General features: G+C 60.1%; 23 protein-coding genes and 2 tRNA genes. 9 read left to right on the forward strand and 16 right to left on the reverse strand.

What is annotated here, in order from left to right; translation table 11 throughout:
- Nucleotides 1–351: 351 nt before the first annotated feature.
- Nucleotides 352–1,023: a hypothetical protein gene (locus ACKXF9_RS02340; RefSeq protein ID WP_418265181.1), complete on the forward strand. Its 672-nt coding sequence runs from the start codon at nt 352–354 to the stop codon at nt 1,021–1,023.
- Nucleotides 1,024–1,117: 94 nt separating this feature from the next.
- On the opposite strand, the gene ACKXF9_RS02345 is transcribed toward ACKXF9_RS02340, so the two are convergent.
- Both ACKXF9_RS02345 and ACKXF9_RS02350 read right to left on the reverse strand, forming a co-directional pair.
- Nucleotides 1,118–1,444: an acylphosphatase gene (locus tag ACKXF9_RS02345; RefSeq protein ID WP_418265182.1), complete on the reverse strand. Its 327-nt coding sequence runs from the start codon at nt 1,442–1,444 to the stop codon at nt 1,118–1,120.
- A 2-nt stretch (nt 1,445–1,446) separates the two neighbouring features.
- Nucleotides 1,447–3,102, reverse strand: a complete 1,656-nt coding sequence (locus ACKXF9_RS02350; protein ID WP_418265183.1) for a putative manganese-dependent inorganic diphosphatase — start codon at nt 3,100–3,102, stop codon at nt 1,447–1,449.
- A 296-nt stretch (nt 3,103–3,398) separates the two neighbouring features.
- Between ACKXF9_RS02350 and ACKXF9_RS02355 the strand changes: the two genes are divergently transcribed.
- Nucleotides 3,399–4,766, forward strand: a complete 1,368-nt coding sequence (locus tag ACKXF9_RS02355; RefSeq protein WP_418265184.1) for an MATE family efflux transporter — start codon at nt 3,399–3,401, stop codon at nt 4,764–4,766.
- A 354-nt stretch (nt 4,767–5,120) separates the two neighbouring features.
- Complete coding sequence (locus ACKXF9_RS02360; protein ID WP_339394421.1) at nt 5,121–5,783, forward strand: phosphatase PAP2 family protein; 663 nt, start codon at nt 5,121–5,123, stop codon at nt 5,781–5,783.
- Between the two features lie 46 nt (nt 5,784–5,829).
- Here the strand turns inward: ACKXF9_RS02360 and gluQRS are convergent, their stop codons facing one another.
- On the reverse strand, nt 5,830–6,807 hold the full coding sequence (gluQRS, locus tag ACKXF9_RS02365; RefSeq protein WP_418265185.1) for a tRNA glutamyl-Q(34) synthetase GluQRS: 978 nt from the start codon (nt 6,805–6,807) through the stop codon (nt 5,830–5,832).
- Nucleotides 6,808–7,178: 371 nt separating this feature from the next.
- On the reverse strand, nt 7,179–8,723 hold the full coding sequence (locus ACKXF9_RS02370) for a PTS transporter subunit EIIC (protein ID WP_418265186.1): 1,545 nt from the start codon (nt 8,721–8,723) through the stop codon (nt 7,179–7,181).
- A gap of 248 nt (nt 8,724–8,971) precedes the next feature.
- Between ACKXF9_RS02370 and ACKXF9_RS02375 the strand changes: the two genes are divergently transcribed.
- On the forward strand, nt 8,972–9,583 hold the full coding sequence (locus tag ACKXF9_RS02375; protein ID WP_418265187.1) for a hypothetical protein: 612 nt from the start codon (nt 8,972–8,974) through the stop codon (nt 9,581–9,583).
- Between the two features lie 77 nt (nt 9,584–9,660).
- On the opposite strand, the gene ACKXF9_RS02380 is transcribed toward ACKXF9_RS02375, so the two are convergent.
- A complete protein-coding gene (locus tag ACKXF9_RS02380; protein WP_418265188.1) occupies nt 9,661–10,785 on the reverse strand; it encodes a DUF362 domain-containing protein in 1,125 nt (374 codons plus the stop codon).
- A 681-nt stretch (nt 10,786–11,466) separates the two neighbouring features.
- Entirely contained in the window at nt 11,467–12,318 is an 852-nt protein-coding gene (locus tag ACKXF9_RS02385; RefSeq protein WP_418265189.1) for an undecaprenyl-diphosphate phosphatase, read from the reverse strand.
- 472 nt (nt 12,319–12,790) lie between these two features.
- On the opposite strand from ACKXF9_RS02385, the gene ACKXF9_RS02390 reads away from it, so the two are divergent.
- The 5 genes from ACKXF9_RS02390 to ACKXF9_RS02410 are packed head-to-tail and all read left to right on the forward strand — an operon-like array spanning nt 12,791 to nt 16,340.
- The gene (locus ACKXF9_RS02390; protein ID WP_249237621.1) at nt 12,791–13,204 is read left to right on the forward strand and encodes a potassium channel family protein; all 414 of its coding nucleotides are present in this window, start codon (nt 12,791–12,793) and stop codon (nt 13,202–13,204) included.
- A 15-nt stretch (nt 13,205–13,219) separates the two neighbouring features.
- Entirely contained in the window at nt 13,220–13,885 is a 666-nt protein-coding gene (locus tag ACKXF9_RS02395) for a potassium channel family protein (protein WP_249237622.1), read from the forward strand.
- Nucleotides 13,882–14,313, forward strand: a complete 432-nt coding sequence (locus ACKXF9_RS02400) for a hypothetical protein (RefSeq protein ID WP_418265190.1) — start codon at nt 13,882–13,884, stop codon at nt 14,311–14,313. The genes ACKXF9_RS02395 and ACKXF9_RS02400 overlap by 4 nt, the downstream gene beginning before the upstream one ends.
- Complete coding sequence (locus ACKXF9_RS02405; RefSeq protein WP_418265191.1) at nt 14,310–15,662, forward strand: PH domain-containing protein; 1,353 nt, start codon at nt 14,310–14,312, stop codon at nt 15,660–15,662. Before ACKXF9_RS02400 ends, ACKXF9_RS02405 begins: the two co-directional genes overlap by 4 nt.
- 21 nt (nt 15,663–15,683) lie before the next feature.
- Nucleotides 15,684–16,340, forward strand: coding sequence for an HAD family hydrolase (locus ACKXF9_RS02410; RefSeq protein WP_418265192.1), 657 nt, complete (start codon nt 15,684–15,686; stop codon nt 16,338–16,340).
- A gap of 460 nt (nt 16,341–16,800) precedes the next feature.
- Here ACKXF9_RS02410 and ACKXF9_RS02415 read toward each other — a convergent pair.
- The 10 genes from ACKXF9_RS02415 to mnmG form a co-directional block, all read right to left on the reverse strand.
- Nucleotides 16,801–16,872: transfer RNA gene (locus ACKXF9_RS02415), tRNA-Glu, on the reverse strand.
- 92 nt (nt 16,873–16,964) lie between these two features.
- Nucleotides 16,965–17,041: transfer RNA gene (locus tag ACKXF9_RS02420), tRNA-Met, on the reverse strand.
- A 106-nt stretch (nt 17,042–17,147) separates the two neighbouring features.
- Complete coding sequence (locus tag ACKXF9_RS02425) at nt 17,148–17,330, reverse strand: hypothetical protein (RefSeq protein WP_418265193.1); 183 nt, start codon at nt 17,328–17,330, stop codon at nt 17,148–17,150.
- A gap of 58 nt (nt 17,331–17,388) precedes the next feature.
- Nucleotides 17,389–18,720, reverse strand: coding sequence for a serine--tRNA ligase (serS, locus tag ACKXF9_RS02430; protein WP_348584125.1), 1,332 nt, complete (start codon nt 18,718–18,720; stop codon nt 17,389–17,391).
- 86 nt (nt 18,721–18,806) lie between these two features.
- A complete protein-coding gene (locus tag ACKXF9_RS02435) occupies nt 18,807–19,676 on the reverse strand; it encodes a ParB/RepB/Spo0J family partition protein (RefSeq protein WP_249237627.1) in 870 nt (289 codons plus the stop codon).
- 18 nt (nt 19,677–19,694) lie between these two features.
- Nucleotides 19,695–20,528 (reverse strand): ParA family protein, encoded by an 834-nt coding sequence (locus tag ACKXF9_RS02440; RefSeq protein WP_097774091.1) that lies wholly within the window; start codon nt 20,526–20,528, stop codon nt 19,695–19,697.
- A gap of 515 nt (nt 20,529–21,043) precedes the next feature.
- Entirely contained in the window at nt 21,044–21,841 is a 798-nt protein-coding gene (locus ACKXF9_RS02445; RefSeq protein WP_249237628.1) for a ParB/RepB/Spo0J family partition protein, read from the reverse strand.
- A 158-nt stretch (nt 21,842–21,999) separates the two neighbouring features.
- A complete protein-coding gene (rsmG, locus tag ACKXF9_RS02450; RefSeq protein ID WP_339394432.1) occupies nt 22,000–22,707 on the reverse strand; it encodes a 16S rRNA (guanine(527)-N(7))-methyltransferase RsmG in 708 nt (235 codons plus the stop codon).
- A gap of 17 nt (nt 22,708–22,724) precedes the next feature.
- On the reverse strand, nt 22,725–23,282 hold the full coding sequence (locus tag ACKXF9_RS02455) for a prolyl-tRNA synthetase associated domain-containing protein (protein WP_418265194.1): 558 nt from the start codon (nt 23,280–23,282) through the stop codon (nt 22,725–22,727).
- Nucleotide 23,283: 1 nt separating this feature from the next.
- A complete protein-coding gene (gene mnmG / locus ACKXF9_RS02460) occupies nt 23,284–25,155 on the reverse strand; it encodes a tRNA uridine-5-carboxymethylaminomethyl(34) synthesis enzyme MnmG (protein ID WP_418265195.1) in 1,872 nt (623 codons plus the stop codon).
- Nucleotides 25,156–25,301: the final 146 nt, after the last annotated feature.

The raw sequence follows: 25,301 nt of genomic DNA on the forward strand, positions 1-25,301 counted from the left end.
CAGCGCAGCGGGCGCTGTTCGGTTTGTAAGAAACCAACTTATAAAATTTGAGCTTTGAACTCAATCAATAATGGCAGCTTGCGCCGCCGGTCGGCAGTGAACCCGGCTGTCCGTATGGCCTTGACTCCCTGACGGAGTGGTTCGAGTGTAATGCTCCTGGAAAGACCCTGATAGCTCTTCATCTCTCCAAAATCGTGTTGATTTTAGCATACCCGGGGGCCTGTGTCAACAAAATTTTATCAACTGCCCTCGATTTTACAAAATTACGCCCAAAAACTTTGCTTGTTTACACATTTTTAACATTTTTGCGTGGTAAAATGAGGTCGTAAAAAGGAAAAGGATGTGGAACACATGCAACACTGTCCCGCCCGCGCGGCACAGCGGCTGGCGGCGGCAGTTCTGGCGCTGTGCCTTGTGCTGGCTCTGGCCATTCCCCATGCCCACGCAGCTGCCCTGCAGGAGACACACGGTATCCGGATGCTGGAGTTCAATACCAGCCACATCCTCTCCATCGGCAACCAGACCTCCGGCAAATGCAGCTGGTACGCACTGCGCTACGCACGCACCATTCTGGACGGAAAAACCTGCTCCGGCAGCGGCATGTGGTCGAACGGGGCGGTCTGGTCGGCAGGCGGGTACTACGGTTACTCCGGCAGCCTGTCCGAGTGCCTGCAGAAGCTCTACACTGAGCTTTCCGCCGGGCGTCCGGTGATCGTACATCTGAAAAACACTGCGGTGAGCGGCGTAAAACGGCACACGAACCGCACTTCTACTTATGAATATCACCTGACCGGCTCCGGCTGGAACGAGGTGAACTACCCCCATATCGCCACCAGCGCTGCGTATGGCCACTGGGTCTGCGTGGTGGGCATCCGTGCGGATGCAGACCCTGCAGACCTGAAGGAAAGCGATTTCTACGCGCTGGACCCGGCACGCGTCTCGGCAAACGGCACACTGGCTGTGACCCGGCTGCTGGACGACACCATCTGGACTGACAATTCTCCGCTGAAAACAGCAGGCTGACAAAATTAGAAAAGCAAAAAAGCTGACGCAGAAGCGTCAGCTTTTTTGTTTGTACAGGCTCTCTCGGTCTCGCTTTGCCTGAGAGGGTCTCGTATCAATATCCCCGCACCGAGAAGCCGCGCTCCCACGGGTCGGGCGGCAGATCCTTCTGGCGGATGCCGGTGATCCGGATGTAATCGCTTTTCTGGATCATGGCGAACAGCCGCATGAATTGATCCGGATCGCCCTGCACTTCCAGCGTCACGCTGCCGTCATCCTCGTTCTCCACCCAGCCGGTCAGCTCCAGTGTCTGGGCCGCATAGCGGGCACGGTAGCGGAAGCCCACCCCCTGCACCTGCCCTTCGATGGAATAACGGCGGCGCACCGTTCCCTCCGGCAGAGCAGGCGGCGTGCGGTCTTTTTGCTTGAGAAAATCAAACATTTTTACAGCTCCTGATACGCGGTCATGAGGGCCGGGATGAACTGCTTTTTGCGGCTCACCACACCGGGCAGCGTAAAGCTGCCGTCCTCGGCGGGCTGGGTCTCAAAGCCGTCGGCCAGCACCTCGGCGGCATAGCGGCCATCGCTGATGACCACGCTTTCTTCCTTGGGCACATCGGTGAGCAGCATGTAGATATCCTCCACGTTCTGCTTGTTGCGGGCCTCTTCCAGATAGGGCTGCAGCAGCGCTTCGGCGGCCTGCAGGTTCTTGCGGGTCATGTAGCTGCCCTGTGCCACGCCAAAGCGGATATCGCCGCACATGAACACCTTGAAGTCCTGCAGGAACACCTCCTCGGCGGTCTTGCCGTCCAGCTTTTCGCCGGCTTCGAACATCTCATTGGCAAACTCGTTGATGTCCACCCCGGCGATCTTTGCCAGACGGTTGGCGGCACCCACATCCATGGGGGTGCAGGTGGGGCTGCGGAACACCAGCGTGTCCGACAGGATAGCCGCCAGCAGCAGACCGGCGGTCTTTTGGGGGATCTCCACCCCGCTCTCGTCGTACATCTGGGTGACGATGGTGGCGGTGCAGCCCACCGGCTGGTTGCGGAAGTACACCGGGCCGCTGGTCTCCAGACTGCCGATGCGGTGGTGGTCGATGATCTCCAGGATCTCGGCCTGATCGAAGCCCTCCACCGCCTGCGTTGCCTCGTTGTGGTCCACCAGAATGATGCGGCGCTTGCGCAGATTGATGATGTTGCGGCGGCTGACCATGCCGCAGTATTTGCCATCCTCGTCCAGAATGGGGAAATAGCGGTGGCGCACCTTGGCCATCACGCGGGTAACATCGGCCACCGGCGTGACGAGGGTGAACTTCATGATGTCGCTGCGGGTCATATAGTAGGAAATGGGTGCGCACTGGCTGATGAGCTTACCGGCAGCATAGGTATCCACCGGGGTGGTCATGATGGCAACGCCGGTCTCCTCGGCAATGCGCTGGATGGTGCGGCCCACCTTGGCGTTGTTGCACAGGATGAGCAGAGAGGCTTCCTTCTCAATGGCGCACAGCTGGCTCTCGTAGCGGTTGGTCAGGATGACGATATCGCCCTTTTCCATGCTGTTTTCCAGCATTTCCGGGGTGGCGGTGCCAATGCGGATGTGCCCGGTGGTGCACACCGCGTCCTCGCTGCCCACCGCCATGGTGGCCCCCAGTGTTTCCAGAATGTTCTTGTAGCTGGTGCGGCTCTTGGCAAGGATGCCGGTATCGAACAGGTCCATGTTGGCGGTGGCGATGTCCTTCACCGTGATCAGACCTTCCAGCTCGTTGTCCGCTGCCGTCACCGGCAGGGTGTCGATCTTGCGGTCGCGCATGATCTCCCACGCCTTGCGCAGGCTGGTGGAGCCGGGGATGCCGGGCATTTCGCGGTAGTCCACATCCCGGATCTTGGGGTTGACGTCCGTGCACATGCGCGGGGGCCTGACCCCGAATTTTTTGAGCACAAACTCGGTCTCCTGATTCATTTTGCCTGCACGGCGGGGTTCGCAGACCAGATCACTGGTCTTGTTTTTCAGCTCTGCATAGGCGATGGCCGAGCAGATGGAGTCGGTGTCCGGATTGCGATGTCCGATGACAACGACCTTATGGGCTGTTTTGGGCATATTGTTCCCCCTTTGGGTCCTGGTTTACCTTCTATGTTGCTCTCACTTACCATGGTGCACTCCCCGCTCCTGCACAGCGCGGTGCACCTCAGATTTATTTTAGCACAATTGCCTGCACGGGTAAAGCGGAACAAACGCGCTGCGGTGCGGCTTTTGGCTCCCGGACAAGGCGGTGTGCAATGCTTATAAAACAGCTTCTCCGATTTGTTGTATCCATCTCTTGTAATTCTGCGCGTTCTGCTGTATGATATAGGTCATGTATCCAAGTGCATCTTGTTACCGTTACGGAGGAACCTATGACAGCAACCAAAACGCCCGCGTTCCATAAGCCGCCGCTGTTCACCCGGCAGCAACTCATTGCCTTGCTGCTGCCGCTGATCGCAGAGCAGGCGCTCAGCGTGACCATCGGTCTGGCCGACACGCTGATGGTCTCCTCGGTGGGGGAAGCCGCTGTTTCCGGCGTGAGCCTTGTGGACAGCTTCAACACCCTGATGATCCAGATCATGAGCGCCCTTGCCACCGGCGGCGCGGTGGTCACCAGCCAGTACATCGGCCGGCAGGAGCCAAAGGATGCCAAGAATGCAGCGGCGCAGATCCTGTTCATCCTGTCCAGCTTCAGCCTGCTGGTGGCCGCCGTTGTGGTGGCGGGCCGCCATGCCATCCTGCGCGGCATCTTCGGCTCCATCGACGTGGACGTGATGCGCTATGCCGAGACCTACTTCCTGCTCTCGGCCCTGAGCTACCCGTTCATCGGCCTGTACAACGCCGGTGCGGCCCTGTTCCGGGCGCAGGGCAACAGCAAGATCAGCATGATGTCCAGCCTTGTAATGAATGTGGTGAACATTGGCGGCAACGCCGTGCTGATCTACGGCTTCAAAATGGGCGTGATGGGTGCTGCACTGGCCAGCCTTGTGTCCCGCGCCATTGCCTGCGTGGCTGTGCTGTACCTGCTGCAGCGGCCCGCCTGCCCGCTGCGGGTGGACGGCCTGCAGGCCCTTGCCCCGAAGGCACGGCTCATCCAGCAGATCCTGCGGGTGGGCATCCCTGCCGGTATTGAAAACGGCATGTTCCAGATCGGCAAGCTGTCCGTTTCCAGCCTGACCTCCACTCTGGGCACCGCCGCCATTGCGGCCAACGCCGTGGCAAACACCACCACCACCTTTTTGAACATCCCGGCCAACGCCGTGGGCATGGCTGCGCTGACCGTGGTGGGCCAGTGCCTTGGCGCAGGCGAAAAAGATCAGGCCGTGTATTACTCCCGCCGCCTGATGCTGTTTGCCTACTGCGGCGCATGGTTCATGAACCTTTCGGCCTTCCTGTTTGCCAACAAATTCGCACTGGGCCTGTTCAACCTCTCGCCCGAGGCCTACGCCATGGCGCTGGAAGTGATGGTGTGGTTCAACATCGTTTCGCTGTTCATCTGGCCTTCCAGCTTTACCATGCCCAACATCCTGCGTGCGGCAGGCGACGCCCGCTTTACCATGACCGTGAGCATCGTGTCCATGTGGGCCTTCCGGGTGGGCTTCTGCTACCTGTGTGTGCTGGCCTTCCACGGCGGCCTGCTGGCCATCTGGATGGGCATGTATCTGGACTGGGCGTTCCGCTCCCTGTGCTTCTTTGTGCGCTTCGTGCGCGGCAAGTGGCTGGAACAGAATGTGATCTGAGCTCTCTGCACAGGCAGAGGTCGATCCCTTGAAAACTGGCGCAGATATACGATATAATGAAAACAGAAAAAGTGCTGTCCTGCAATGGTCAGCTTCCTTTTCCGGCAATCATTCAACTAAAGTAAACGACCGCTCGAGTTGGGGAACTGTGAGGCGGTCGTTACTTTTTGTCCTCCGTGCCGTACTGCTGTATTTCTCTGTGGCAGCGGCCATGCTAATTTTATGCAAAACACACAAATAAATCGCAACTTCTTTGGCAACCTTGTCCGCTTTCCTTCTTGTTTTTGTCACATTCCCGGCGTATAATTTCTCAATGCTAAGAGATTTTGCTTCTGCAAAAAGGAGGCTTTTTCAATGAAGCACAGTTGGTTTTCGCGCCATCCCATCTGTTTCATGGCGCTTTATCTGTTGTTTTATCTTTCCGCATTCAATTTTCTGGAGACGCGGATCTCCATGCCCCATCTGGTGCTGGTGCACTGCCGGCTGGACGACCTGATCCCCTTCTGCAAATATGCCGTCATCCCCTATTTTGCATGGTTCGTGTGGATCCCGTTCACACTGTTCTATCTGCTGTGGCGTGCCCCGCGGGAGGACTTCTGGCGGCTGTGCCTGCCGCTGTTTGCCGGCATGACCATCGCACTGGCCTGCTATGTCATCCTTCCCACCGGCCTTGCCCTGCGGCCCTATTATGTGCCGGGCAACGACTTTTTTGCCCGCACCGTGCGGACGCTGTACCGCACCGATACCCCCACCAATGTGTGCCCGTCCATCCATGTGTTCAACTCGGTGACGCTGCTGCTGGCGTACTACCGCTGCCGTATTTTTGAGCAGCCGCGCCGCCGCTGGATGCGTCCGGCCGCTGCTGTGCTGTGCACTTCCATCGTGTGCTCCACCGTGCTGCTCAAGCAGCACAGCTGCATCGATGTGGCGCTGGGCGCCTTGCTGGCACTGGCACTGGATGCTCTGTTCACCCGCTCCGAGGAGCGCAGCGAAGTGCCGCAGATGCGGTGGAACTGATACGCAAAAAGAGAGCGCTGTCCAACGACGGCGCTCTCTTTTTGCTTTAAAACAGCCCTTCCGGCAGGCAGACATCCTGCTTTGGCACCTTTGCCCAGGAAAACTCCCCGATCAGGCTTTCCGGCGTGCGGGGCGCAGGCTCCGGCTGCAGGCCGTAGGCGTAGGCAAGCTTGCCCACGATCTCCTGCGCGGTGTATTTTGTGCGCAGGTTTTCCAGACTCTGGTCGCCGTCCCGCTTGGACAGCCGCCGCCCATCCGGGGCCAGCAGCAGCGGGCAGTGGGCAAACTCCGGTGCCTGCAGGCCCAGCAGACGGTACAGGTACAGCTGCCGTGCCGTGGAGGACAGCAGGTCTGACCCGCGCACCACTTCGGTGACGCCCATGCGGGCATCGTCCACCACCACGGCCAGCTGATAGGCGAACACGCCGTCTGCCCGGCGCAGGTAGAAATCGCCGCAGTCCCGCAGCAGGTTCTCGGTATGCGGGCCCATGCAGCCGTCCACGAATGTGATCTCTTCATCCGGCACCATCAGGCGGTAGGCCGGGGCTTTCTTTTTGCGTTTTTCTGCAATTTCGGCGGCGGTCAGGCCCCGGCAGGTGCCGGGGTAAATAACATTGCCGTCTGAGGTATGGGGCGCACTGACCGCGTGCAGCTGGGCGCGGGAGCAAAAGCACGGGTACACCAGCCCCCTGTCCTCCAGCTTCCGGAAGCTGGAAGCGTAGATCTCCGCGCACTCGCTCTGGTAATAGGGGCCGTTCGGCCCGCCGGTGCTGCCGCCCTCGTCCCAGACAAGACCCAGCCAGTCGAGGTCCTGCTCCAGCAGGTCGGCGTAGACTCGCGGGCAGCGCTCGGCGTCCAGATCCTCAATGCGCAGCACGATGCGTCCGCCCCGGCTTCTGGCGCTGAGCCACGCCAGCAGGCTGCAGGCCAGATTGCCCAGATGCAGCCGACCGCTGGGGCTGGGGGCAAAGCGGCCGGTTGGCGGTATTATCTCCGATTTATCACAATGTGCTTGGTTTTGCATTGGGGGTCCTTTCAACCGCTGGACGATTTAAAATTGCCGACGCGTTCGCTTTGGCAATATCAGCGGAAATATTATTTTTAAATTTGTAACTCCGAAACGACTGCGGAACTTGTTGGGGCGAAGCCCCTCCATCTTGCTAACGCAAGACCGTTCTGCCGCTTGAAAGCCCCACTGGGGCTTTCATTGCTGCGCAACCGCGGTCGTTTCGGAGTTACTTTTTCACGGGAAGGGGTCGTAACGGGAAACGGCATGTTGCTGCTGTCGGCTTATCGCCGTCGCGCAGCGACTATAAATCAGCGGAACACAAAAAATCCTTTCGCTCTGCGCGGGAAGCCGCTTTTTCCCTATTATAGTTGCCCGTTCGCCAAAGGTCAACAGACCACCCTGTCCAGCCGCTGCTCCACCGCCTGCCGGACCTGCGGCGCACGGATGCCGAAAACGATCTGCACATTGCAGCCGTTTTGCACCACCCCGCTGCAGGGCAGCTCCCTCAGCACCTGCTCCCGGACAAAGGCCGCATCCTGCACCGTGACCCGCAGGCGGGTAAAGCAGTTGTCCACCGTGCAGATGTTCTCTCGCCCGCCGAGGGCGGCGATGAGCTTTTCCACCCCGGCATCGTCCAGCGGTGCCGCTTCCGGCCGGACAGGCTCCTCCGGGCGTCGGCCCGGCGTGGGCAGGTCCAGCGCTTTGATGAGCGCCGTGAAGACCACAAAATACACCGCGATCTGGGCAAGGCCCAGCAGATACAGCACCGGGTAGTTCGTGCGGGCCGCACCAGCGGAAAGGTTCATCACAAGCGACCCCAGAAGGTTCGAGGTAAACGCCGTGACTCCGCACAGGTGCAGCAGCACGATGAAGCTGCCGGAGATGGCTGCGTGCGCCAGCCACAAAACCGGTGCCGAGAAGCAGAACAGAAAATCCAGCGGCTCCGTAATGGAAGCCAGCGATGCCGTAAAGGCCAGCGGCAGCAGCTGAAGGGCAGTCTTTTTGCGGCTGCCCCGCCGGGCACAGAAGATGAATGCCGCCGCAATGCCAAAGTAGCCGAAGGTCTTGGTAAAGCCGGTGTACATCCACACGATGCCATCCGAAAACGGCAGGCCGAGGTTATATTCGGTCATCGTGACCACATAGGCACCGGTATAGGTGATGCTGCCCACCGTGAGCTGACCGCCCAGCTGCGAGAACTGGAACGGCATATACACCAGATGATGCAGCCCTGTAGGGATGAGCAGCCGTTCCAGAAAGCCGTACAAAAACAACCCGATATTGCCGGAAGCGGCAATGAAGCCGGTGACGGCCGCAATGGCCTTCTGGATAGGCGGCCAGACAAAGCAGGCCCCAAAGCCCAGCACCGCCGCCAGTGCCGCCATGCAGGCAAAGGACCACCGCACACCGGAGAACACACCGCCCAGAATGCCGCGGTGGGCTTTTTCGCAGGTGCGGTCATACACAAAGGCGGTGAGCAGGCCCAGCAGAATGCCGCCGAACACGCCGGTGTTCACAGTCTGGATGCCCAGCACCATGGTCTGGCCTGCGCTGTACAGGCCGGTAAGCGCATCCGGCTGCGCCAGCAGGCCCAACTCGGTCAGCGTTACATTGCCCGCTGTCAGGTAGACAAGATAGCTCATCAGGGCGATGAACGCCGCCTGATGCTTTTCCCGCTTTGCCAGCGCCGCCGCAAGACCGGTGCAGAACAGCACGCTCAGATTTGAAATGACCGCCGTGAGGCATTTGTAAATGATCCTGCCCGCCAGCTGCACCGGCTCCCACCGCAAAAAGGGCAGCACCCCGGCCAGCGGCGCACTGGTAAGCAGTGCGCCCACCACCAGCAGCAGGCCCGCCGCCGAAAGATAGCTCAGCGGTGCCAGCATTGCGCGGGAGAACCGCTCCAATGCGGCTGTGATGCGGTGCTTCATGGGTGTTTCCTTCCTTTCCGGCTGACGTGGGCAGACACTATACTTGTAGTCAACCGATTTTTGCAAAAAATGTCAAGAATGCAAAGTTCCCAAAAATGCGTTTCTTCTTTGTGCAGGGTGTATATTTCCCGCTTGAAATTCGTTCTGCGCTGTCCGATTGACAACCGCCGCGGCAGAACGTATACTTAGGGTGTATCGTTTTGAAGTGCTGCGGCCCGGCTGCGGCACCGCTCAAGGAGGACACTACTATGAAATTGAGATATACCCGCATCCTCTCGCTGCTGCTCTGCGCAGCGCTGGCCTGCAGCATTCTGGCAGGCTGCGGCAGCTCAACCGCCAGCAGTTCCGAAGCGCCAAGCTCTGCCAGCAGTTCTGCAAGCTCCACTGCTTCCGGCGAAGACCTGCCTGATTCCACCACCCGGGCCGACACCTCCGGCCTGAACCCCGGCGATTTTGACGAGAACTCCATCTTCTCCATCACCGGCACCGCTGCCGCCTTTGAGCCTTGTCTGGGCTGGGGGCCGGGTGTTTCCGGCTGCTCGCTCAAATCGGTGATCGCAGCGGCATCCCTGCTGCAGTGGGCAGAAAACGCCCGCCTTGCCTCCCGCACCCCGGAAGCCGTGCAGGAAGCTTTCTACAGCTGGTACGACACGCTGGACGCTGATGAGCAGGAAAGCTTTGCCGAGGCCTGGACGATGATCGAGCCGGACGCGCTGAGCCTTTTGAGCGACAAGGACAGCATGGCTGGCCGCATTGAGGATGCCGGCCTTGACCCGGACACCCTGCCCGGCTGCACCCTGAAGAACTGGCAGGCCCTGCAGACCGTGCTGGACGACTGCGTGCCCGCAGTGGGCCAGTGAACCCAACATAAAAAGAAGCTGACCGGACTGGTCAGCTTCTTTTTGTTTTTGCGAAAAGGCCGGGGCCGCCTGCGGCATCAGACCTTTTTCAGCACATACTGGCGGGTGCCCATACCGATCTTTTCGGCCTGCTCCAGCGTGGCCTTCCACTCGATGTTGGGGTTGGAATCCTTGAAGTTGTCATGGTGGCAGTTCCAGCCGGGCTTTGCAAGGTTCTGGCCCAGCTGGCTGTTCGGCAGCGGCTGTGCATTCAGGCAGGCATCGGCGCAGGCCTGATCCAGCGCCACCGGATCAAAGGATGCAAAGATGCCGATATCCGGCAGGATGGGTGCATCGTTCTCGCCGTGGCAGTCGCAGTTGGGGCTGATGTCCTGCACCAGAGAAATATGGAAGCAGGGACGACCGGCGCACACGGCAGCCGCATACTCGGCCATCTTGCGGTCCAGCATCTCATTGGCGCTGTCGCACTGAGAATAGATCGCGTCAAAGTTACAGGCACCGATGCAGCGGCCGCAGCCCTTGCACTTGGTCTGGTCAATGACGGCCTTGTTGTTTGCATCGTAGGTGATGGCATCGGAGCCGCACTCCTTCGCGCAGCGGTGGCAGCCACGGCACAGGCTCTGCTGCACCTCCGGGTGTCCGGCGGCATGCTGTATCATCTTGCCTGCGCGGGAGCCGCAGCCCATGCCGATGTTCTTGAGAGTACCGCCGAAGCCGGTGGATTCGTGGCCCTTGAAATGGGTCAGGCTGATAAAGATATCCGCATCCATGATGGCGCGGCCGATCTTTGCCGTCTTGCAGTATTCGCCGTTCGGCACCGGCACCTCTGCTTCATCGGTGCCGCGCAGGCCGTCCGCAATGATGACCTGACAGCCGGTGGTCATGGGCCAGAAACCGTTCAGCTGGGCACAGGTGAGGTGCTCCAGTGCGTTTTTGCGGCTGCCCGGATACAGGGTGTTACAGTCGGTCAGAAACGGCAGACCGCCCTGCTCCTTGCACAGGTCGGCCACCACCTTGGCGTAGTTGGGGCGCAGGAATGCCAGATTGCCCAGCTCACCGAAATGCATCTTGATGGCAACGAACTTGCCATCCATATCAATATCCTTGATGCCGGCAGCAATGCACACGCGGCGCAGCTTGTCCAGCAGGCTGGTGCCCACAGGACAGCGGAAATCTGTATAATAGACCTTGGATGCTTCCATAGCAGTTTCCTCCATTTTGTTTGCGCGGCACGCTGCCGCATACTCTCTTGTTTTGTAGTATAGCACATCTTTTTGCAAAGAAAAAGTGCTGTCGTAAAGGGCGGCGGGCACCCCTCTGTGTCCCACGATCAAAATGGCCTCCGCTGATCGCTCTGGCCATATTTAGCAGAATTATTATTTCATAAGTAATGAAAGCCGGAAATCTGCGGATTTCCGGCTTTCAATTTTCACGGGAAAGAATCGCAGCAGTCAGCGGCATCTTGCAGCGCCGGCTCCCTGCGGAAGCGTTCGCGCAGCAGACGGAGCACAAACTTGCCCGCACGGCGCGTCGCGCAAGCGACTCAAAATCGGCGGAACACAAAAAATCCTTTAGCGGAGCGGCTTGGATTTTTTGTATGGAGTCTTTCTGCTTTGGGGTCTAAAAGGGGCGAGCAGCCCCTTTTTCATGGATCCAGCGTGTTGAAATCGCTGTGACCTTGCCGCGCTGAACACGCGGCATTTGCTTTGCAAACCGGTCTGCGGCTTAAAAGCCCCACTGGGGCTTTCATGCCCTGCGGGCACCGCCGTCCTTTCTGGTTCTCTTTTGGCACGCAAAAGAGAACATCCCCGGCGGCGATGCATCTTGCAAAAGGCATGAAACCTTAAACACGCGACTACGCTCTGTGCGGGAAGCATTCCAAATCAGAAGATGGCCGTCACAGCCGCCACTGCCAGCACGATGATGCCCAGCACGATGCGGTAGGCTCCAAAGAACTTGAAATCGTGGCGCTTGACGTAATCCATCAGGAAGCGGATGGCGGCAAGGCTCATGCCAAAGGCCACCACACAGCCCACTGCCAGCACAGCCACCTCGGTGCCGGTCATCACAGAACCGCCGACAACGAACTTGACCACCTTGAGCAGGGATGCGCCCGCCATGACCGGGATGGCCAGATAGAAGGTGAATTCTGCCACACAGGCGCGGGACAGGCCCAGCAGCAGGCCGCCCACGATGGTGGCACCGGAGCGGGAGGTGCCCGGAATGATGGCCAGACACTGCCACAGGCCAATGATGATGGCATCGCGGTAGGTGATCTGCTCCAGCCGGCTCACGTGCGGCGCGGCGCGGCGGTTCTCCACAACAAAGAACAGCGCGCCGTACAGAATGAGCATCGCGGCAACCGTGATGTAATTGTAGAAGTGAGCTTCCATCCAGTCGTCCAGCGGGCTGATGATGAGCACCGGGATCGTGGCCGCTACCACCTTGAACCACAGGCTCCACACGCTGGGCTTGGAAATGACTCTGCCCTGCTTCATGCCAAAGGGCCACAGCTTGCCCCAGAACAGCACCACCACGGCCATGATGGCACCCAGCTGGATGACCACACGGAACATGGACATGAACTCTTCGCTTGCATTGAATTTGATGACCTGCTCCAGCAGGATCATATGACCGGTGGACGAGATAGGGAGCCATTCGGTAATGCCCTCCACAATGCCCATCAGGATCGCTTTGATGATCTCGAAAAACGTAAAAACCCCTCCTTGTGCCAAAGCACAGCGCTTATTTTGTACCAGTATACCATACTATGCCTTTCTGCGCACGCCGAATGCAAAATTTTACCGGAAGGCCCTCTGCCGCTACGGAAATCAATTTTCCGCATGAAGGCTTCCCCCGGTCGGGGGAAGCTGTCACCGCAGGTGACTGATGAGGGCGCAGGACAGCAACATTTTACCCTAAATACCCCTCATCCGGCGCTACGCGCCACCTGCTCCCCCTTTTGTCGCTATGCGACATTTTCCCCCGGTGCGGGGGAAATCGTTCCCCAAGGGGTGAAGGCTTTCGCTCTGGGTCAAGCTGCAAAAGTTGATTTCCATGCTCTGCCGCTCTGCGGGCTGTAACTGCGCCCCAAAATGTGATATACTGATGCAAAGACCCTTTGTCTCCGGTTTTATCCGCAGATCCGAGCAGAAAGCAAACACTGCTCGTATTTTTATCAGGTTATTTTACAATGAGGTGAACTGCATGAACATTCTGGTGATCGGCTGCGATCAGGTGGGCGCTTCTCTGGTCCGTGATCTGGAGCACATCGGACACGATATCTCCCTGATCGAAAAAGACCCCGAGCAGCTCAAACGGCTGGATGCTTTCGACGACTACCGCTTCCGCGGCACGGCACTGGTGGGCGACCCTACCGACCCGGATACCCTGCGGCAGGGCGGCATCGACAACTGCGACGCCGTGGCCGCTGTGAGCGAGGACGACTCGGTGAACCTGATGGCGGCACAGATCGCAAAAAGCATCTTCCGCCGGGAAAAGGTCATCTGCCGCGTGTCCGACCCGCATCTGCAGGTGCTGTATCACAAGGCCTACGAGATCGACACCATCTGCCCCACCGTGCTCACCGAGCAATCGGTGTTCCGCGCACTGGCAAAGTAAAAGCGAGGGAAGCATATGAAAGTTTGTATTGCAGGCGGCGGCAAGGTGGGCATGTATCTGGCCCAGAGCCTGCTGGCCCACCACCACAAAGTGACCATCATCGAGCCGCAGGAGATGCTCTGCCGCACGCTGGCGGATTCGCTGGATATCCCGGTGATCTGCGGCGATGCCATCAGCTTTGACACCATGCGCACGGCCGACGTGGCCAGCTGCGACGCCTTTGTGGCCGTGACCGGTGCGGACGAGAACAACCTTGTTGCCTGCCAGATCGCAAAGCGGGAATTTGGCGTGAACCGCACCGTTGCCCGGGCCTCCAACCCCAAGAACCGGGAGCTGCTGCACACACTGGGCGTGGATACCGTGGTGTGCGGCACCGACAACCTGAGCCACATCCTCGAGCGCGAGATCGAGACCGACACCATCCGTCAGCTGCTGTCGCTGGGCGGCGGCACGGCCAGCCTGAACGAGATCCTGCTGCCGGAGAACTTCCAGTTTGCAGGGCAGGCGGTCAAGGACATCCCCATGCCGGGCGACGTCATTCTGGTGTGCATCACCCGCGATGCGGAGTTCATCATCCCCCACGGCAACACCACCCTGCTGCCATGGGACCGCATCCTCTGCCTGACCCAGGATGACACCCTGCACCTGCTGATGGACGCATGGGGCCTTTCCGGCAAATGACCGAGGGGGATCTGCTGCGCACCGCGCTGATCATTCCGCCCAAAGGCCGGGCCGTTGTGTGCAGCTGGGCCGCTGTTCCCGGCGTGTTCTGTGCGCCCTTCGTGTTCTGGCAGAGCCGCTTTGCCGGATGCATCTTCTGCGCCCTGTGGGCGGGCCTGATCTTCGCTGTGTGGGCACGGGCCTGCAGCTTTGCAGCACTGCTCACGGCACAGGATCTGGCTGTGCAGGCAGGCATCGCCTTTGCCGTCACGCGGCAGCTGCCCCGCCGGGCCGTGACCGGCGTGTGGGCCCTGCGCACGCCGCTTCTGTGGCTGGCAGGGTGCAGCGTGCTGGTGGTGCGCGGCCCGGGCGTACAGCTGTTCCTGCCGGGCGTGGACGCCCTGCAGGCGCAGGCCCTTGCCGCTGTGCTGATGGAGGACACGCCATGACCGAACGCGGCTTTCACCCGTTTGCGGTGCTGCACTTTCTGCGCAAGACCATCCTGCTCTATCTGCTGCCGCTTTTGCAGGTGCTGTTTGCCCGCAACTGGGCGGCGCTGCGCACGGCTCTGGTGCAGGGCGCGGCGCTGCTGGCGGTGATCGCTGCCGTGAGTGCTGCCGTGCTCCATACAAGCCGCTGGCAGGTGGATGAGCACGGGACCCTGCGGGTGTGCTGGCGGCTGGGTGTGCGGCTGGACCGCTGCCTGAAGGCCGGGCAGCTGGCAGCGGTCACGCTGGAGCGGCCCCTGCTCTACCGGCTGGCCGGTGCAAGCCGGGTGGTGCTGTACCCTGCCGGGCAAAAGCGCACCCTGACCCTGCTTCTGAACGCACAGGATGCACAGCTTCTGGCCGACTGCATGATGCCGCGCCGGGACGCCGTGGCCCACACCCCGCGCGGCGGCGAAAAGCTGGCCTTTGCGGTGCTGGGTGCAAACGGCCTTTCCACCCTTGCCCTTCTGGCGCTGGCCATCAGGCAGAGCAGGCCCTATGTGCCGGACGCACAGACGGCGGCCTTTGCCCACCTGAACCAGCTGGCAGCGTGGGCGGCACGCTGGCTGCCCATGGGCACGGCATGGCTGCTGGTGCTGGGCGGCGTGCTGTTCTGCGCAAGCCTTGCGCGCAGCGCGGCCCATGCAGCCCACTACACCCTGTGGCGCACCGAGAGCCATCTTGGCAGCCGGGGCGGCTTTGTGCACCGGTACGAGATGCGTCTTGCGCTGGAGCACCTGAGCTATGCAGACCTGCGCCGCTCGCCTGCCACCCGGGCGCTGGGCTGCTGCCCGGTGTTCGTCACGGCAGGCAGCTGCCGACCCGAGATCCCGCTTCTGGTCTGGCGGGAGGACAGTCCCTTTCTGCAGGAGCTGCTGCCCGGTTTCGCCCTGCCGCCCAAAGCGCCGGTGGACACAGCAGGCCGCAGCATCCCGGCGTATTTTCTGCCTGCCGGCATCCCCTGCGGGCTGTGTCTGCTGCTGACAGCGGTATCCCGCTACACCCTGCCCGCCCTCACGGTGCCGCTGCTGGTGGTCACCGCCGTGTTTGCGGCCCTGCTTGCAGGTGCGGCTGTCGGCTACCGCAGGGAGGGCATCTGGCTGCAGGACGGGCATCTGACCCTGCGCCGACAGCGCGGCTTTCACCTGCACGAGATCTGTGTGCTGTGCCCTGCACCGGCCCTGACGGCCCTGCGCTCCCCCTGGGCAGCGGCGGTGGGGCGCACCGATCTCACCCTCACCTTTCCGGGCGGGGTGAAGCACAAGGTGCGCAGCGTAAAGTGCAGTGAATTGCCATTTTTGCTTTTCTGAAACTGTAAGGAGTCTTTTTCTGTGATAAAAACTGTATTATTCGATCTGGACGGCACCCTTCTGAACACCATCGACGACCTTGCCGATGCGGGAAACTGGGTGTGTGAACAGCACGGCTGGCCCACCTTTACGGTGGAACAGTTCAAGCACATGGTGGGCAATGGCATCCCGAAGCTGGTGGAGCGCTTCTCGCCGGAGAACGCCCGCACGCCGGAGCAGCTGGCGGCCACGCTGGCCGAGTTCACCGCCCGGTACGACGCCCACAAGGAGGACAAGACGGCCCCCTATCCCGGCATCCCGGAGCTGCTGGACGCGCTGCGGGCAAAGGGTGTTCAGTGCGCCGTGTTCTCCAACAAGGCCGACCCGCTCTGCGGCAAGATCATCGCCCACTATTTCGGCACCGGCCGCTTTGATGCCGTGCGCGGCAACAGGCCCGGTGTGCCCACCAAGCCGGACCCCGCCGGGCTCTATGCGCTGATGGAAGAGATCGGTGCGGACCGCTCTGCCACCCTGTTCGTGGGCGACAGCGATGTGGACATCCTCACCGGACACAATGCCGGGCTGCCCGCCATGGGCGCGCTGTGGGGCTTCCGGGGCCGTGCAGAACTGACCGCTGCCGGTGCGGATGCACTGGCGGCAGTGCCGGAGGATATTTTTACCTACATCCAGAAGAGTTGACGATTTAAAATTGTCTCCGCTTCGCTCTGCACGGGAAACAATGCGCAAAAAGGCGAGCCGCCCAAGGCACGCGCGGATGCTGGGAGCCGCAACCCGGGGCACTAAGCAACAGCCCACTGGGCTGATTGCTTACCCTGCTGCGCAGGGCCGTGCTGTTCGATTCCCGTATGGGTTGCATGAAACAGCAACCACATTAGACATTCCTAGCCGTTGGGACCCAAACACTAAAAAAGAGCCCACTGGGCTCTTTTTTGCCGCCTGCGGGCGGCCGTGTTCCTTCGATTCCTCGTACGGGTTGCATGAAACAGCCACCACATTAGACATTCCTACAGGATGGGACCCGCGGGCTAACCAAAGCCCCACCGGGGCTTTGGTTGCGGTGCTGCGCACCGCCGCCCTGTTCGATTCCCGTATGGGTCAAATTAAAAACGCCCTTGCGCAATGCGCAAAGGCGTTTTTATGACCCGTACGGGAATCGAACCCATGTTACAGCCGTGAAAGGGCCGTGTCTTAACCGCTTGACCAACGGGCCTTAGAAATACAGAGCTTCGCTAAAACCTCCGACATCCATCGCCCACTACTGCGGACGACCGTCCCCCTAACCTTAGCGAAACTCTGTAAAAGTGGTAGCGGTAACTGGATTTGAACCGGTGACACTTCGGGTATGAACCGAATGCTCTAGCCAACTGAGCTATACCGCCACATATTGTTTGTGCACTTGAACAGTGCTCTATTATTATATCCATAGATGGGCCTTTTGTCAACACATATTTTCAAAAAAATTTGCGTTTTTTCAATATCTCGATTTTATTCACGCAGCTTCGTTGAAACATTGCATTTCCCGTCATTTTTGCAGGGGGTTGCGGCAAAAAACGACCCCTCTCGGTCATCGCTGCGCGATGTCAGGCTTTGCGCTTCAGCCTGAAACTTTGCCGCCATGACGAAGAGGGCAAGCCCGCTTCCCACGCAAAAAAGCACCGCTTCCCTCACGGAAAACGGTGCTTTTTTCAACCTTTTTCTGTCCGGATGTGGAAAACCCGGTGCAGTTTCAGTTCTTCTTGTGGGTGGGGACCATGACCTTCAGGCCGCCCATATACGGCTGCAGCACTTCGGGGATGGTCACGGTGCCGTCGGCCTGCAGGTGGTTCTCCAGGAAGGCGATCAGCATACGCGGAGGTGCCACGCAGGTGTTGTTCAGGGTGTGGGCCAGATAGGTCTTGCCGTCCTTGCCCTTCACGCGGATGTGCAGGCGGCGTGCCTGTGCATCGCCCAGGTTGGAGCAGGAGCAGACCTCGAAGTACTTCTGCTGGCGGGGGCTCCAAGCCTCGATATCGCAGCTCTTCACCTTCAGGTCGGCCAGGTCGCCGGAGCAGCAGTTCAGCTGACGCACCGGGATCTCCATGCTGCGGAACAGCTCCACAGAGTTCTTCCACAGCTTCTCGTACCAGTCAGCGCTCTCGTCGGGGCGGCAGACCACGATCATTTCCTGCTTCTCGAACTGGTGGATGCGGTAGATGCCGCGCTCCTCGATGCCGTGAGCACCCTTCTCCTTGCGGAAGCAGGGGCTGTAGGAGGTCAGAGTCAGGGGCAGAGTGGCCTCGTCCAGAGTCTGGTCGATGAAGCGGCCGATCATGGTGTGCTCGCTGGTGCCGATCAGGTACAGGTCTTCACCCTCGATCTTGTACATCATGGCATCCATTTCCGGGAAGGACATGACGCCCTGCACCACGTTGCCGTGCATCATGAAGGGAGGGATCACGTAGGTAAAGCCCTTATTGATCATAAAGTCGCGGGCATAGGCCAGCACAGCCTCGTGCAGGCGGGCGATGTTGCCCAGCAGATAGTAGAAACCGTTGCCGGCCACGCGGCCTGCGGCGTCCATATCGATGCCGTCGAAGCTCTCCATGATCTCGGTGTGGTACGGGATGGGGAAATCGGGGACCACAGGCTCACCAAAGCGCTGTGCTTCCACGTTGTAGGTATCATCCGGGCCGATGGGCACGCTGGGATCGATCATCTGCGGGATGGTGTACATGATCTCCTGAATGCGTGCGGACAGGGTCTCTTCTTCCTTTTCCAGCTCAGCCATCTTGTCGGCGTCGGCCTTGACGGCGGCATTGTTGGCGTCGATCTGAGCCTGCAGCTCAGCCTTCTGTGCCTCATCGGTGCACTTCTTCAGCTGGCCGAACAGGGGGCCGTTGGCCTTGCTCAGCTTGTTGCGGGCAGCCTTGAGGGCTTCCACTTCCTTCAGGCATGCGCGGTACTTGGCATCCTTCTCGATGACCTCGTCCACCAGCGGGAGCTTTGCATCCTGAAACTTCTTCTTGATGTTTTCCTTGACAGCGTCCGGGTTTTCACGGACAAATTTGATATCAAGCATGATTGACTCTCCTTGCTCTATTTCGGTTCGCGCAGAGGATCCCCTCCCCTGCGCCGTTCAAAGACGGTCGCCCGCCTTGGATCGCTTTATTCTTCGTTCTGGTACTGTCCCAGCAGGTTGGCAAAGGCCCGCAGCTGCTCGTCTGAATAGAAATGCACGGTCAGCTTGCCCTTGCCGTCGTGGTAGGCCACGTTCACCTCGCTGCCCAGCACCTGCTTGAGGCTTTCTTCCACCTCCACCGGCAGGGTGCCCCGCGGCTGGGGCTCTCTGGGCTCCTTTGCGGGCTTTGCCAGCTTTTTGCACAGTGCCTCGGCCTGACGCACGTTCAGCTGGTTGTCTGCGATGATCTGCGCCGCCTGCTCCTGCAGCTCCGGCGTGGGCAGGCTCAGGATCACCTTTGCGTGGCCGATATTGATAAAGCCGCTTTTCAGCAGTTCCAGCACGTTTTCCGGCAGGTTCAGCAGGCGCAGGCTGTTGGCCAGTGCGCTGCGGCTCTTGCCCAGCTTCTGTGCCGCCTGCTCCTGCGTCAGGCCGCAGCGGGTCATCAGCTCCCGGATGCCGGCGGCTTCTTCCACCGGGTCCAGATCCTCGCGCTGCAGGTTTTCCACCAGAGCCAGCTCCATGGCCTGCTCGTCGCTGACCTCCTTGATGACCACCGGCACATCGTTCAGCCCTGCCATGCGGCAGGCACGCCAGCGGCGCTCGCCCGCCACGATGCTGTAGCCGCCCCGCGGACGCGGACGCACCGCGATGGGCTGCAGCAGGCCGTGCTCTGCAATGCTTGCGGCCAGCTCACCCAGCGTTTCCTCGTCAAAGGTCTTGCGCGGCTGTTCCGGGTCCGGTTCGATCTCACGCAGGGGCAAGGTATCTACCTTTGCGCCAGACTCAAAAACCGGGGCGGCATCTTCAAACAGACTGTCCAGCCCGCGGCCAAGCCCTCCTTTTCCTCTTGCCATTCATGTTCCCCCTGAGGTTTAATCTTCCAGAGCATTTTTCGTCTGCTCTGCGACGGGTGCACTTTTGCTGCGGGCCTTTTTGGGCTCGTGCGGGCGGTTGTTCTTGACAAATTCGATTGCCAGATCCATGTACGCTTCGCTGCCCTTGCCCTTGGGCTCATAGAAATTGATGGGCTGGCCGTAGCTGGGTGCCTCCGAAATGCGGATGGAGCGCGGGATGGTGGTCTTGTACACCTTGGAGCCGAAATACTTCTGCACCTGCTCCACCACCTGCACGGTCAGGTTATACCGCAGCGAGAACATGGTGAACACCACGCCCTCGATATCCAGATACGGATTGTACTTTTTGCGGATGGTCTTCAAGGTGCTGATCAGCTCCGAAAGGCCCTCCAGCGCGTAATACTCGCACTGCACCGGAATGAGAACGCTGTCACAGGCACTCAGGCCGTTCAGGGTGAGCAAGTCCAGACTGGGCGGACAATCGATAAAGATGAAGTCATAGTCCTTCTGCACCTCGGCCAGCGCCTTGCGCAGGCGGCTCTCACGAGCGGGCAGGTCGATCATTTCCAGACTGGCACCGGCCAGACGGGTGTTGGAGCCGATGACATCGGTGCGGTACTCGGTCTTACGGATGGCCTCGGAGGCCCGCGCCTCACCGATCAGGATCTCGTAGGTTCCCTTTTCCACGCTGCGCTTCGGGATGCCGTAGCCGGTGGTGGTATTGCCCTGCGGATCAAGGTCTACGATGAGCACCCGCTTGCCCAGCGCCGCAACGCAGGACGACAGGTTGACGGCGGTGGTGGTTTTGCCAACGCCGCCCTTCTGGTTCGCAATTGCTACAATTTTTGCCACGCACAATTCTTCCTTCCGGGAAAATTTAATTGTTCCATGTGGAACATTCGCAGTCATGCCCGCCGGTTTCCCGTCCATACAGGCACCTTAACACCTAGTATAGCACATCCAAATCGGTTTTTGAACCATCTGAAGCGTTTTTCCGCTGGATTTTTAACTTTTAGAGGTGGGAAAATCAAAAAACGCATGGTTTTGGGAGCCGAATCAACGATTTGGAATGCGCGGCGGGGAGCTGGCCAGCCCTCTCAGTCAAGCCCTGACGGGCTTGCCAGCTCTCCCAAAGGGAGAGCCCTTGGCATGACGGCAAAGTTTCCGGGTAAATCGCAAAGTCCGCCGTACCGGAAAGGACGGTTACCCTCTCAGTCACGGCTTACGCCGTGTCAGCTCCCCCGAAAGGGGGAGCTGGCTGCGACCAGCGGGAGCAGACTGAGAGGGTCGGCTCCCCCTTCGGGGGAGCTGGCAAACCCGCAGGGTTTGACTGAGGGAGTTCGTCCCCTGTTCCACATGGAACAATTTTACCGTTCGGCGGCCGCAGTGGGAATGCGCACCGTATACTCGATGTACCCGTCCTTCTCTTCCCGATGGGCGGTAGCGGGCACGCCGTTGTCGGTCATCAAGCGGATGGCATGGTCGATGGTGTTCACAAAAATGCGCACATCCTTGACCATGGAAACACGGTGCCTGCCTTTTGCAGGGGTGTTGAGCAGCTGTTCAATGTAGAGGTCGGTCTGCCGGGCGTTCATGCGGCGCTTGGCAATGTTGATCAAGGCTTCGCTGCGGCGGTTCTCCGGCAGACGCAGCACCGCCCGGGCATGGCGCTCGGTGAGGTTGTTGTCCAGCACGAACTGCCGCTGGTCGGCGTTCAGCTGCAAGAGCCGCAGCTTGTTGGCGAGGGTAGGCTGCGCCATGCCCAGACGTTTGGCAGCCTCGGCCTGGGTGCAGTCCCACAGCACCATCACATCCTTCATGCCCTGTGCCTGCTCAAAAGGGTTCAGGTCGGCCCGCTGGATGTTTTCCAGCAGGCCCAGCGCCGCGGTCTGCTCATCGCCGTAGTTGCAGAGGATGGCCGGGATGGTGGTCATCTTTGCCAGCCTGCAGGCACGGAGCCGCCGCTCCCCTGCCACCAGCTCATAGCCGCCATCCGACAGCTTCCGCACCGTGACCGGCTGCAGCAGGCCGTTCTCCCGGATGCTCTGCGCCAGTGCCGCAAGCTCCTGCTCGCTGAACTCCCGCCGTGCCTGAAATGGCGACGGCCTGATCTGGTCGATGGGCAGGAAATAGATCTTGCCCGCCTGCTTTTTGCGTTCAAACATGAATGTACTCCCCCTTCGCAGTTTTGCCGGGTCTGTTTTCCACATTTTCCCGGGAAAGCGTGGAAAATCTCAGGCTTCAGCCACAGTGTACCACACAAAGAAAGACCCTGCCAGACAAATCGTTCGGCAGGGTCTTTCAGAATACGTTCATTGCTGCGTTATTTCAGCGGACTTTTCGCGATTTTACCGCCGTTTCTGGGGTAAGCTGTCGGAGTCTGCGAAATCTTTTTGCACAGGATCAGGGTGCGGGTATCGCCGCCCGGCAGGTGCAGGGTGCGGGTCTCCCTGTATTCACCGCCCAGCTTTTTGATGGCACCGCGCGCTGCGGTCAGCTCTTCCTCACCGGAGGAGCCCTTCATGGCAAGGAAGTTCCCCCCTACCTTTACCAGTGGCAGGCAGTATTCGGCCAGCATGGGCAGCGCAGCCACAGCCCGGGCAGATGCCAGATCGAACTGCTCCCGCCACGCCTTGCGGGCGGCTTCCTCGGCGCGCTCCTTGGCAAACTCCACGCCGACAAGGCCCAGCTGGGCGCAGGCGTACTTCAAAAACTCCACCCGCTTGCCGGTGGGCTCCATCAGGGTCAGCTGCAGCTCCGGCTTGTAGATCTTGGTCACGATGCCCGGGAAGCCTGCGCCTGCGCCCACATCCACCATGCGGCCCGCCACTTCCGGCTGGCTGGCAAAAAGCAGACTGTCGAGGAAGTGCTTATCCTCGATCCCCTCGGGGTCGGTGATGGCGGTCAGATTGACCTTCTGGTTGTAGTCCACCAGAATTTCGGCAAAGGCATCCAGCTGGTCCAGCTGGGTGCCGGTGAGGGTGATGTTCCATGTGGAACATTTTGCTTCCAGACGCTGTTTGTCGATCATGGGTGTTGTCCTTTCTTTCATTCACCGGTCAGCTGGACGAAAATCGGCTCGTGGTGGACGGCAGGCAGGAAGGTTTCCAGCACATCTGCCGTGCGCAGCTTGAGCGAAGAGGTGTTGATGCAGGGGTGGCAGCCAAGGTACTCCCCTTTCTTCACATCCTCATCCATCAGCAGCTGCACCTTGTTTTCGGTGTCGTTGGCAAGCCCCATGATGGAGGAGGAGCCGGGCGTACAGTCCAGATACTGCTCCATATCCTCGGGCGAGGCAAAGCTCAGGCGGGCAATGCCCAGCTGATGGGAGAGCTCTTTGGTTTTGAAGGGCTTGTCCCCGGGCATCATGAGCAGATAAAAGTTCGTCTTCTGCCGGTTGCACAGGAACAGGTTCTTGCAGACGGTGGCATTCAGGCAGGCATCGATCACATGGCAGTCCTCCATGGTATCAGCCTTCATCCAGCCGTGGTCGGTGCGCCAGAACGGGATGCCCAGCTTGTCCAGCAGGTCATAGGTGCGGATCTCTTTTTCCAGCCGCCCGGTGCAGTCGGCGGGACGGCCCTCGTAAAGCTTCAGTTCTTCCATTTTATTTTCCTCTCGCTGCCAGCGCAATGCTCAGCTGCGCCACGTCGGAGGGCGATACGCCCGGGATGCGGCCCGCCTGACCGAGGTTCTTCGGCCGGATGCGGGCCAGCTTTTCGCGGGCTTCCAGCGTCAGGCCGGCCAGATCCGCATATTCAAAGTCGTCCGGGATGAGGGTCTTTTCATGCCGGGCCACGTCCCGGATCATCCGGTCCTGCCGGGCAATGTAGCCTGCATACTTGATCTCGGTCTCCAGCCGCTCGGCCAGCATGGGGGTGATCTGCTCTCCCCATCCGATGACACCGGCCAGCAGCGGATAGCTGATCTCCGGGCGGCGCAGCAACTCTTCCGCAATGCCGCCTTCAGCAGCAGGGGCAAGCCCGGCCGCTTCCATGGCGGCGCGCAGGTCGGCGGTGCGCAGATGCGTCTCGTGCAGGCGGCGGCGCTCCGCTTCCAGAATGCTCTGGGTGTGCTGGTACTTGGCCCAGCGGTCATCCTGCACAAGGCCGTATTCCCTGCCGATGGGGGTCAGCCGCTGGTCGGCGTTGTCCTGACGCAGGGTCAGGCGGTACTCGCTGCGGCTGGTCATCATGCGGTAGGGGTCCATGACCCCTTTGGTGACCAGATCATCCACCAGCGTGCCCAGATAACTGGTGTGGCGCGGCAGGATGAGCTGCTCTTTGCCCAGCGCATTGCGGGCGGCGTTCAGTCCGGCCAGCAGGCCCTGCGCAGCGGCTTCCTCGTAGCCGGAGGTGCCGTTGAACTGGCCCGCACCGTACAGGCCCCGCACCACCTTGCTTTCCAGCGTGGCTTCCAGACTGGTGGGGTCCACGCAGTCGTACTCGATGGCGTAGGCCGGGCGCATGATCTCGATGTGTTCAAACCCTTTGATGCTGCGGTAGAAGGCATTCTGCACATCCTCCGGCAGGCTGCTGGAGGCTCCCTGCAGATACATCTCCTCGGTGTTCTCCCCGCAGGGCTCCACAAAAATGGGGTGGCGGTCCTTGCCCGCAAAGCGCACCACCTTGTCCTCGATGGAGGGGCAGTAGCGCGGGCCAACACCCTCGATCATGCCGCCATAGAGCGGGCTGCGCTGGATGTTGTCCAGAATGATCCTGTGGGTCTCGGGGTTGGTATAGGCAATCCAGCACTCCACCTTGTTGTGCATGGGGGCGTCGGTCAGGAAGCTGAAGGGCTGCAGCTCGCTGTCCGGGTCGCCGGGCTGGCATTCCAGCTGGCTGAAATCGATGCTGCGGCGGTGCACCCGGGCAGGGGTGCCGGTCTTGAACCGGCGCAGCGGCAGACCGGCGGCCTTCAGGCTGTCGGTCAGGGCGTTGGCGGCGTGCATCCCGTCCGGGCCGGAGGCGTACCATGCATCACCCACAAAAATTTTGCCGCCCAGATTCGTGCCGGTGGCAATGACCACGCACTTGGCGCTGTATTCCCCATTCAGCTGGGTCACGACGCCCTTCACACGGCCGTTCTCGGTCTCAATGCCCACGACCTCTGCCTGATGGATGGCAAGGCCGGGCGTCAGCTCAAGGGCGTGCTTCATATATTCGTGGTAGCGCTTGCGGTCGGTCTGCACACGCAGGGCGTGGACCGCCGGGCCTTTGCCCCGGTTGAGCATCCGGCTCTGCAGATAGGTGGCATCCGCAGCAAGGCCCATCACGCCGCCCAGCGCATCCAATTCACGTACCAGCGTGCCTTTTGCCGTGCCGCCAATGCTGGGGTTGCAGGGCATATTGCCAATGGCATCCAGACTCATGGTAAACACGGCCGTTTTCGCGCCTAGTGTCGCGGCGGCGTGGGCGGCTTCGATGCCGGCGTGGCCGGCACCGATGACGATGACGTCATAATCTCCTAAGTGGTTCATATACTTTCGGGTTTCCTCTAATAAATGATTTGAAATGCCCTCCGTTTTACTCTGGGCATTTTCAGCGGAAGAATTATTTTAAATTTCGGGTTACAGGAAAGTCCGCAGACTTTCCTGTAACCCATTTTCACGGGTGGGGTCGTAAC

The organism is Faecalibacterium sp. 9 (assembly GCF_048320955.1).
GTDB lineage: Bacteria > Bacillota > Clostridia > Oscillospirales > Ruminococcaceae > Faecalibacterium > Faecalibacterium wellingii.

What these genes read in the sequence shown, in the direction of transcription:
- ACKXF9_RS02375 (WP_418265187.1), top strand. Translation starts at nt 8,972, where the DNA reads ATGAAATTGAGATATACCCGCATCCTCTCGCTGCTGCTCTGCGCAGCG.
- ACKXF9_RS02340 (WP_418265181.1), top strand. Translation starts at nt 352, where the DNA reads ATGCAACACTGTCCCGCCCGCGCGGCACAGCGGCTGGCGGCGGCAGTT.
- ACKXF9_RS02345 (WP_418265182.1), bottom strand. Translation starts at nt 1,444, where the DNA reads ATGTTTGATTTTCTCAAGCAAAAAGACCGCACGCCGCCTGCTCTGCCG.
- rsmG (WP_339394432.1), bottom strand. Translation starts at nt 22,707, where the DNA reads ATGATCGACAAACAGCGTCTGGAAGCAAAATGTTCCACATGGAACATC.
- ACKXF9_RS02455 (WP_418265194.1), bottom strand. Translation starts at nt 23,282, where the DNA reads ATGGAAGAACTGAAGCTTTACGAGGGCCGTCCCGCCGACTGCACCGGG.
- ACKXF9_RS02395 (WP_249237622.1), top strand. Translation starts at nt 13,220, where the DNA reads ATGAAAGTTTGTATTGCAGGCGGCGGCAAGGTGGGCATGTATCTGGCC.
- ACKXF9_RS02370 (WP_418265186.1), bottom strand. Translation starts at nt 8,723, where the DNA reads ATGAAGCACCGCATCACAGCCGCATTGGAGCGGTTCTCCCGCGCAATG.
- gluQRS (WP_418265185.1), bottom strand. Translation starts at nt 6,807, where the DNA reads ATGCAAAACCAAGCACATTGTGATAAATCGGAGATAATACCGCCAACC.
- ACKXF9_RS02350 (WP_418265183.1), bottom strand. Translation starts at nt 3,102, where the DNA reads ATGCCCAAAACAGCCCATAAGGTCGTTGTCATCGGACATCGCAATCCG.
- ACKXF9_RS02380 (WP_418265188.1), bottom strand. Translation starts at nt 10,785, where the DNA reads ATGGAAGCATCCAAGGTCTATTATACAGATTTCCGCTGTCCTGTGGGC.
- ACKXF9_RS02355 (WP_418265184.1), top strand. Translation starts at nt 3,399, where the DNA reads ATGACAGCAACCAAAACGCCCGCGTTCCATAAGCCGCCGCTGTTCACC.
- ACKXF9_RS02390 (WP_249237621.1), top strand. Translation starts at nt 12,791, where the DNA reads ATGAACATTCTGGTGATCGGCTGCGATCAGGTGGGCGCTTCTCTGGTC.
- ACKXF9_RS02360 (WP_339394421.1), top strand. Translation starts at nt 5,121, where the DNA reads ATGAAGCACAGTTGGTTTTCGCGCCATCCCATCTGTTTCATGGCGCTT.
- ACKXF9_RS02405 (WP_418265191.1), top strand. Translation starts at nt 14,310, where the DNA reads ATGACCGAACGCGGCTTTCACCCGTTTGCGGTGCTGCACTTTCTGCGC.
- serS (WP_348584125.1), bottom strand. Translation starts at nt 18,720, where the DNA reads ATGCTTGATATCAAATTTGTCCGTGAAAACCCGGACGCTGTCAAGGAA.
- ACKXF9_RS02445 (WP_249237628.1), bottom strand. Translation starts at nt 21,841, where the DNA reads ATGTTTGAACGCAAAAAGCAGGCGGGCAAGATCTATTTCCTGCCCATC.
- ACKXF9_RS02400 (WP_418265190.1), top strand. Translation starts at nt 13,882, where the DNA reads ATGACCGAGGGGGATCTGCTGCGCACCGCGCTGATCATTCCGCCCAAA.
- ACKXF9_RS02435 (WP_249237627.1), bottom strand. Translation starts at nt 19,676, where the DNA reads ATGGCAAGAGGAAAAGGAGGGCTTGGCCGCGGGCTGGACAGTCTGTTT.
- mnmG (WP_418265195.1), bottom strand. Translation starts at nt 25,155, where the DNA reads ATGAACCACTTAGGAGATTATGACGTCATCGTCATCGGTGCCGGCCAC.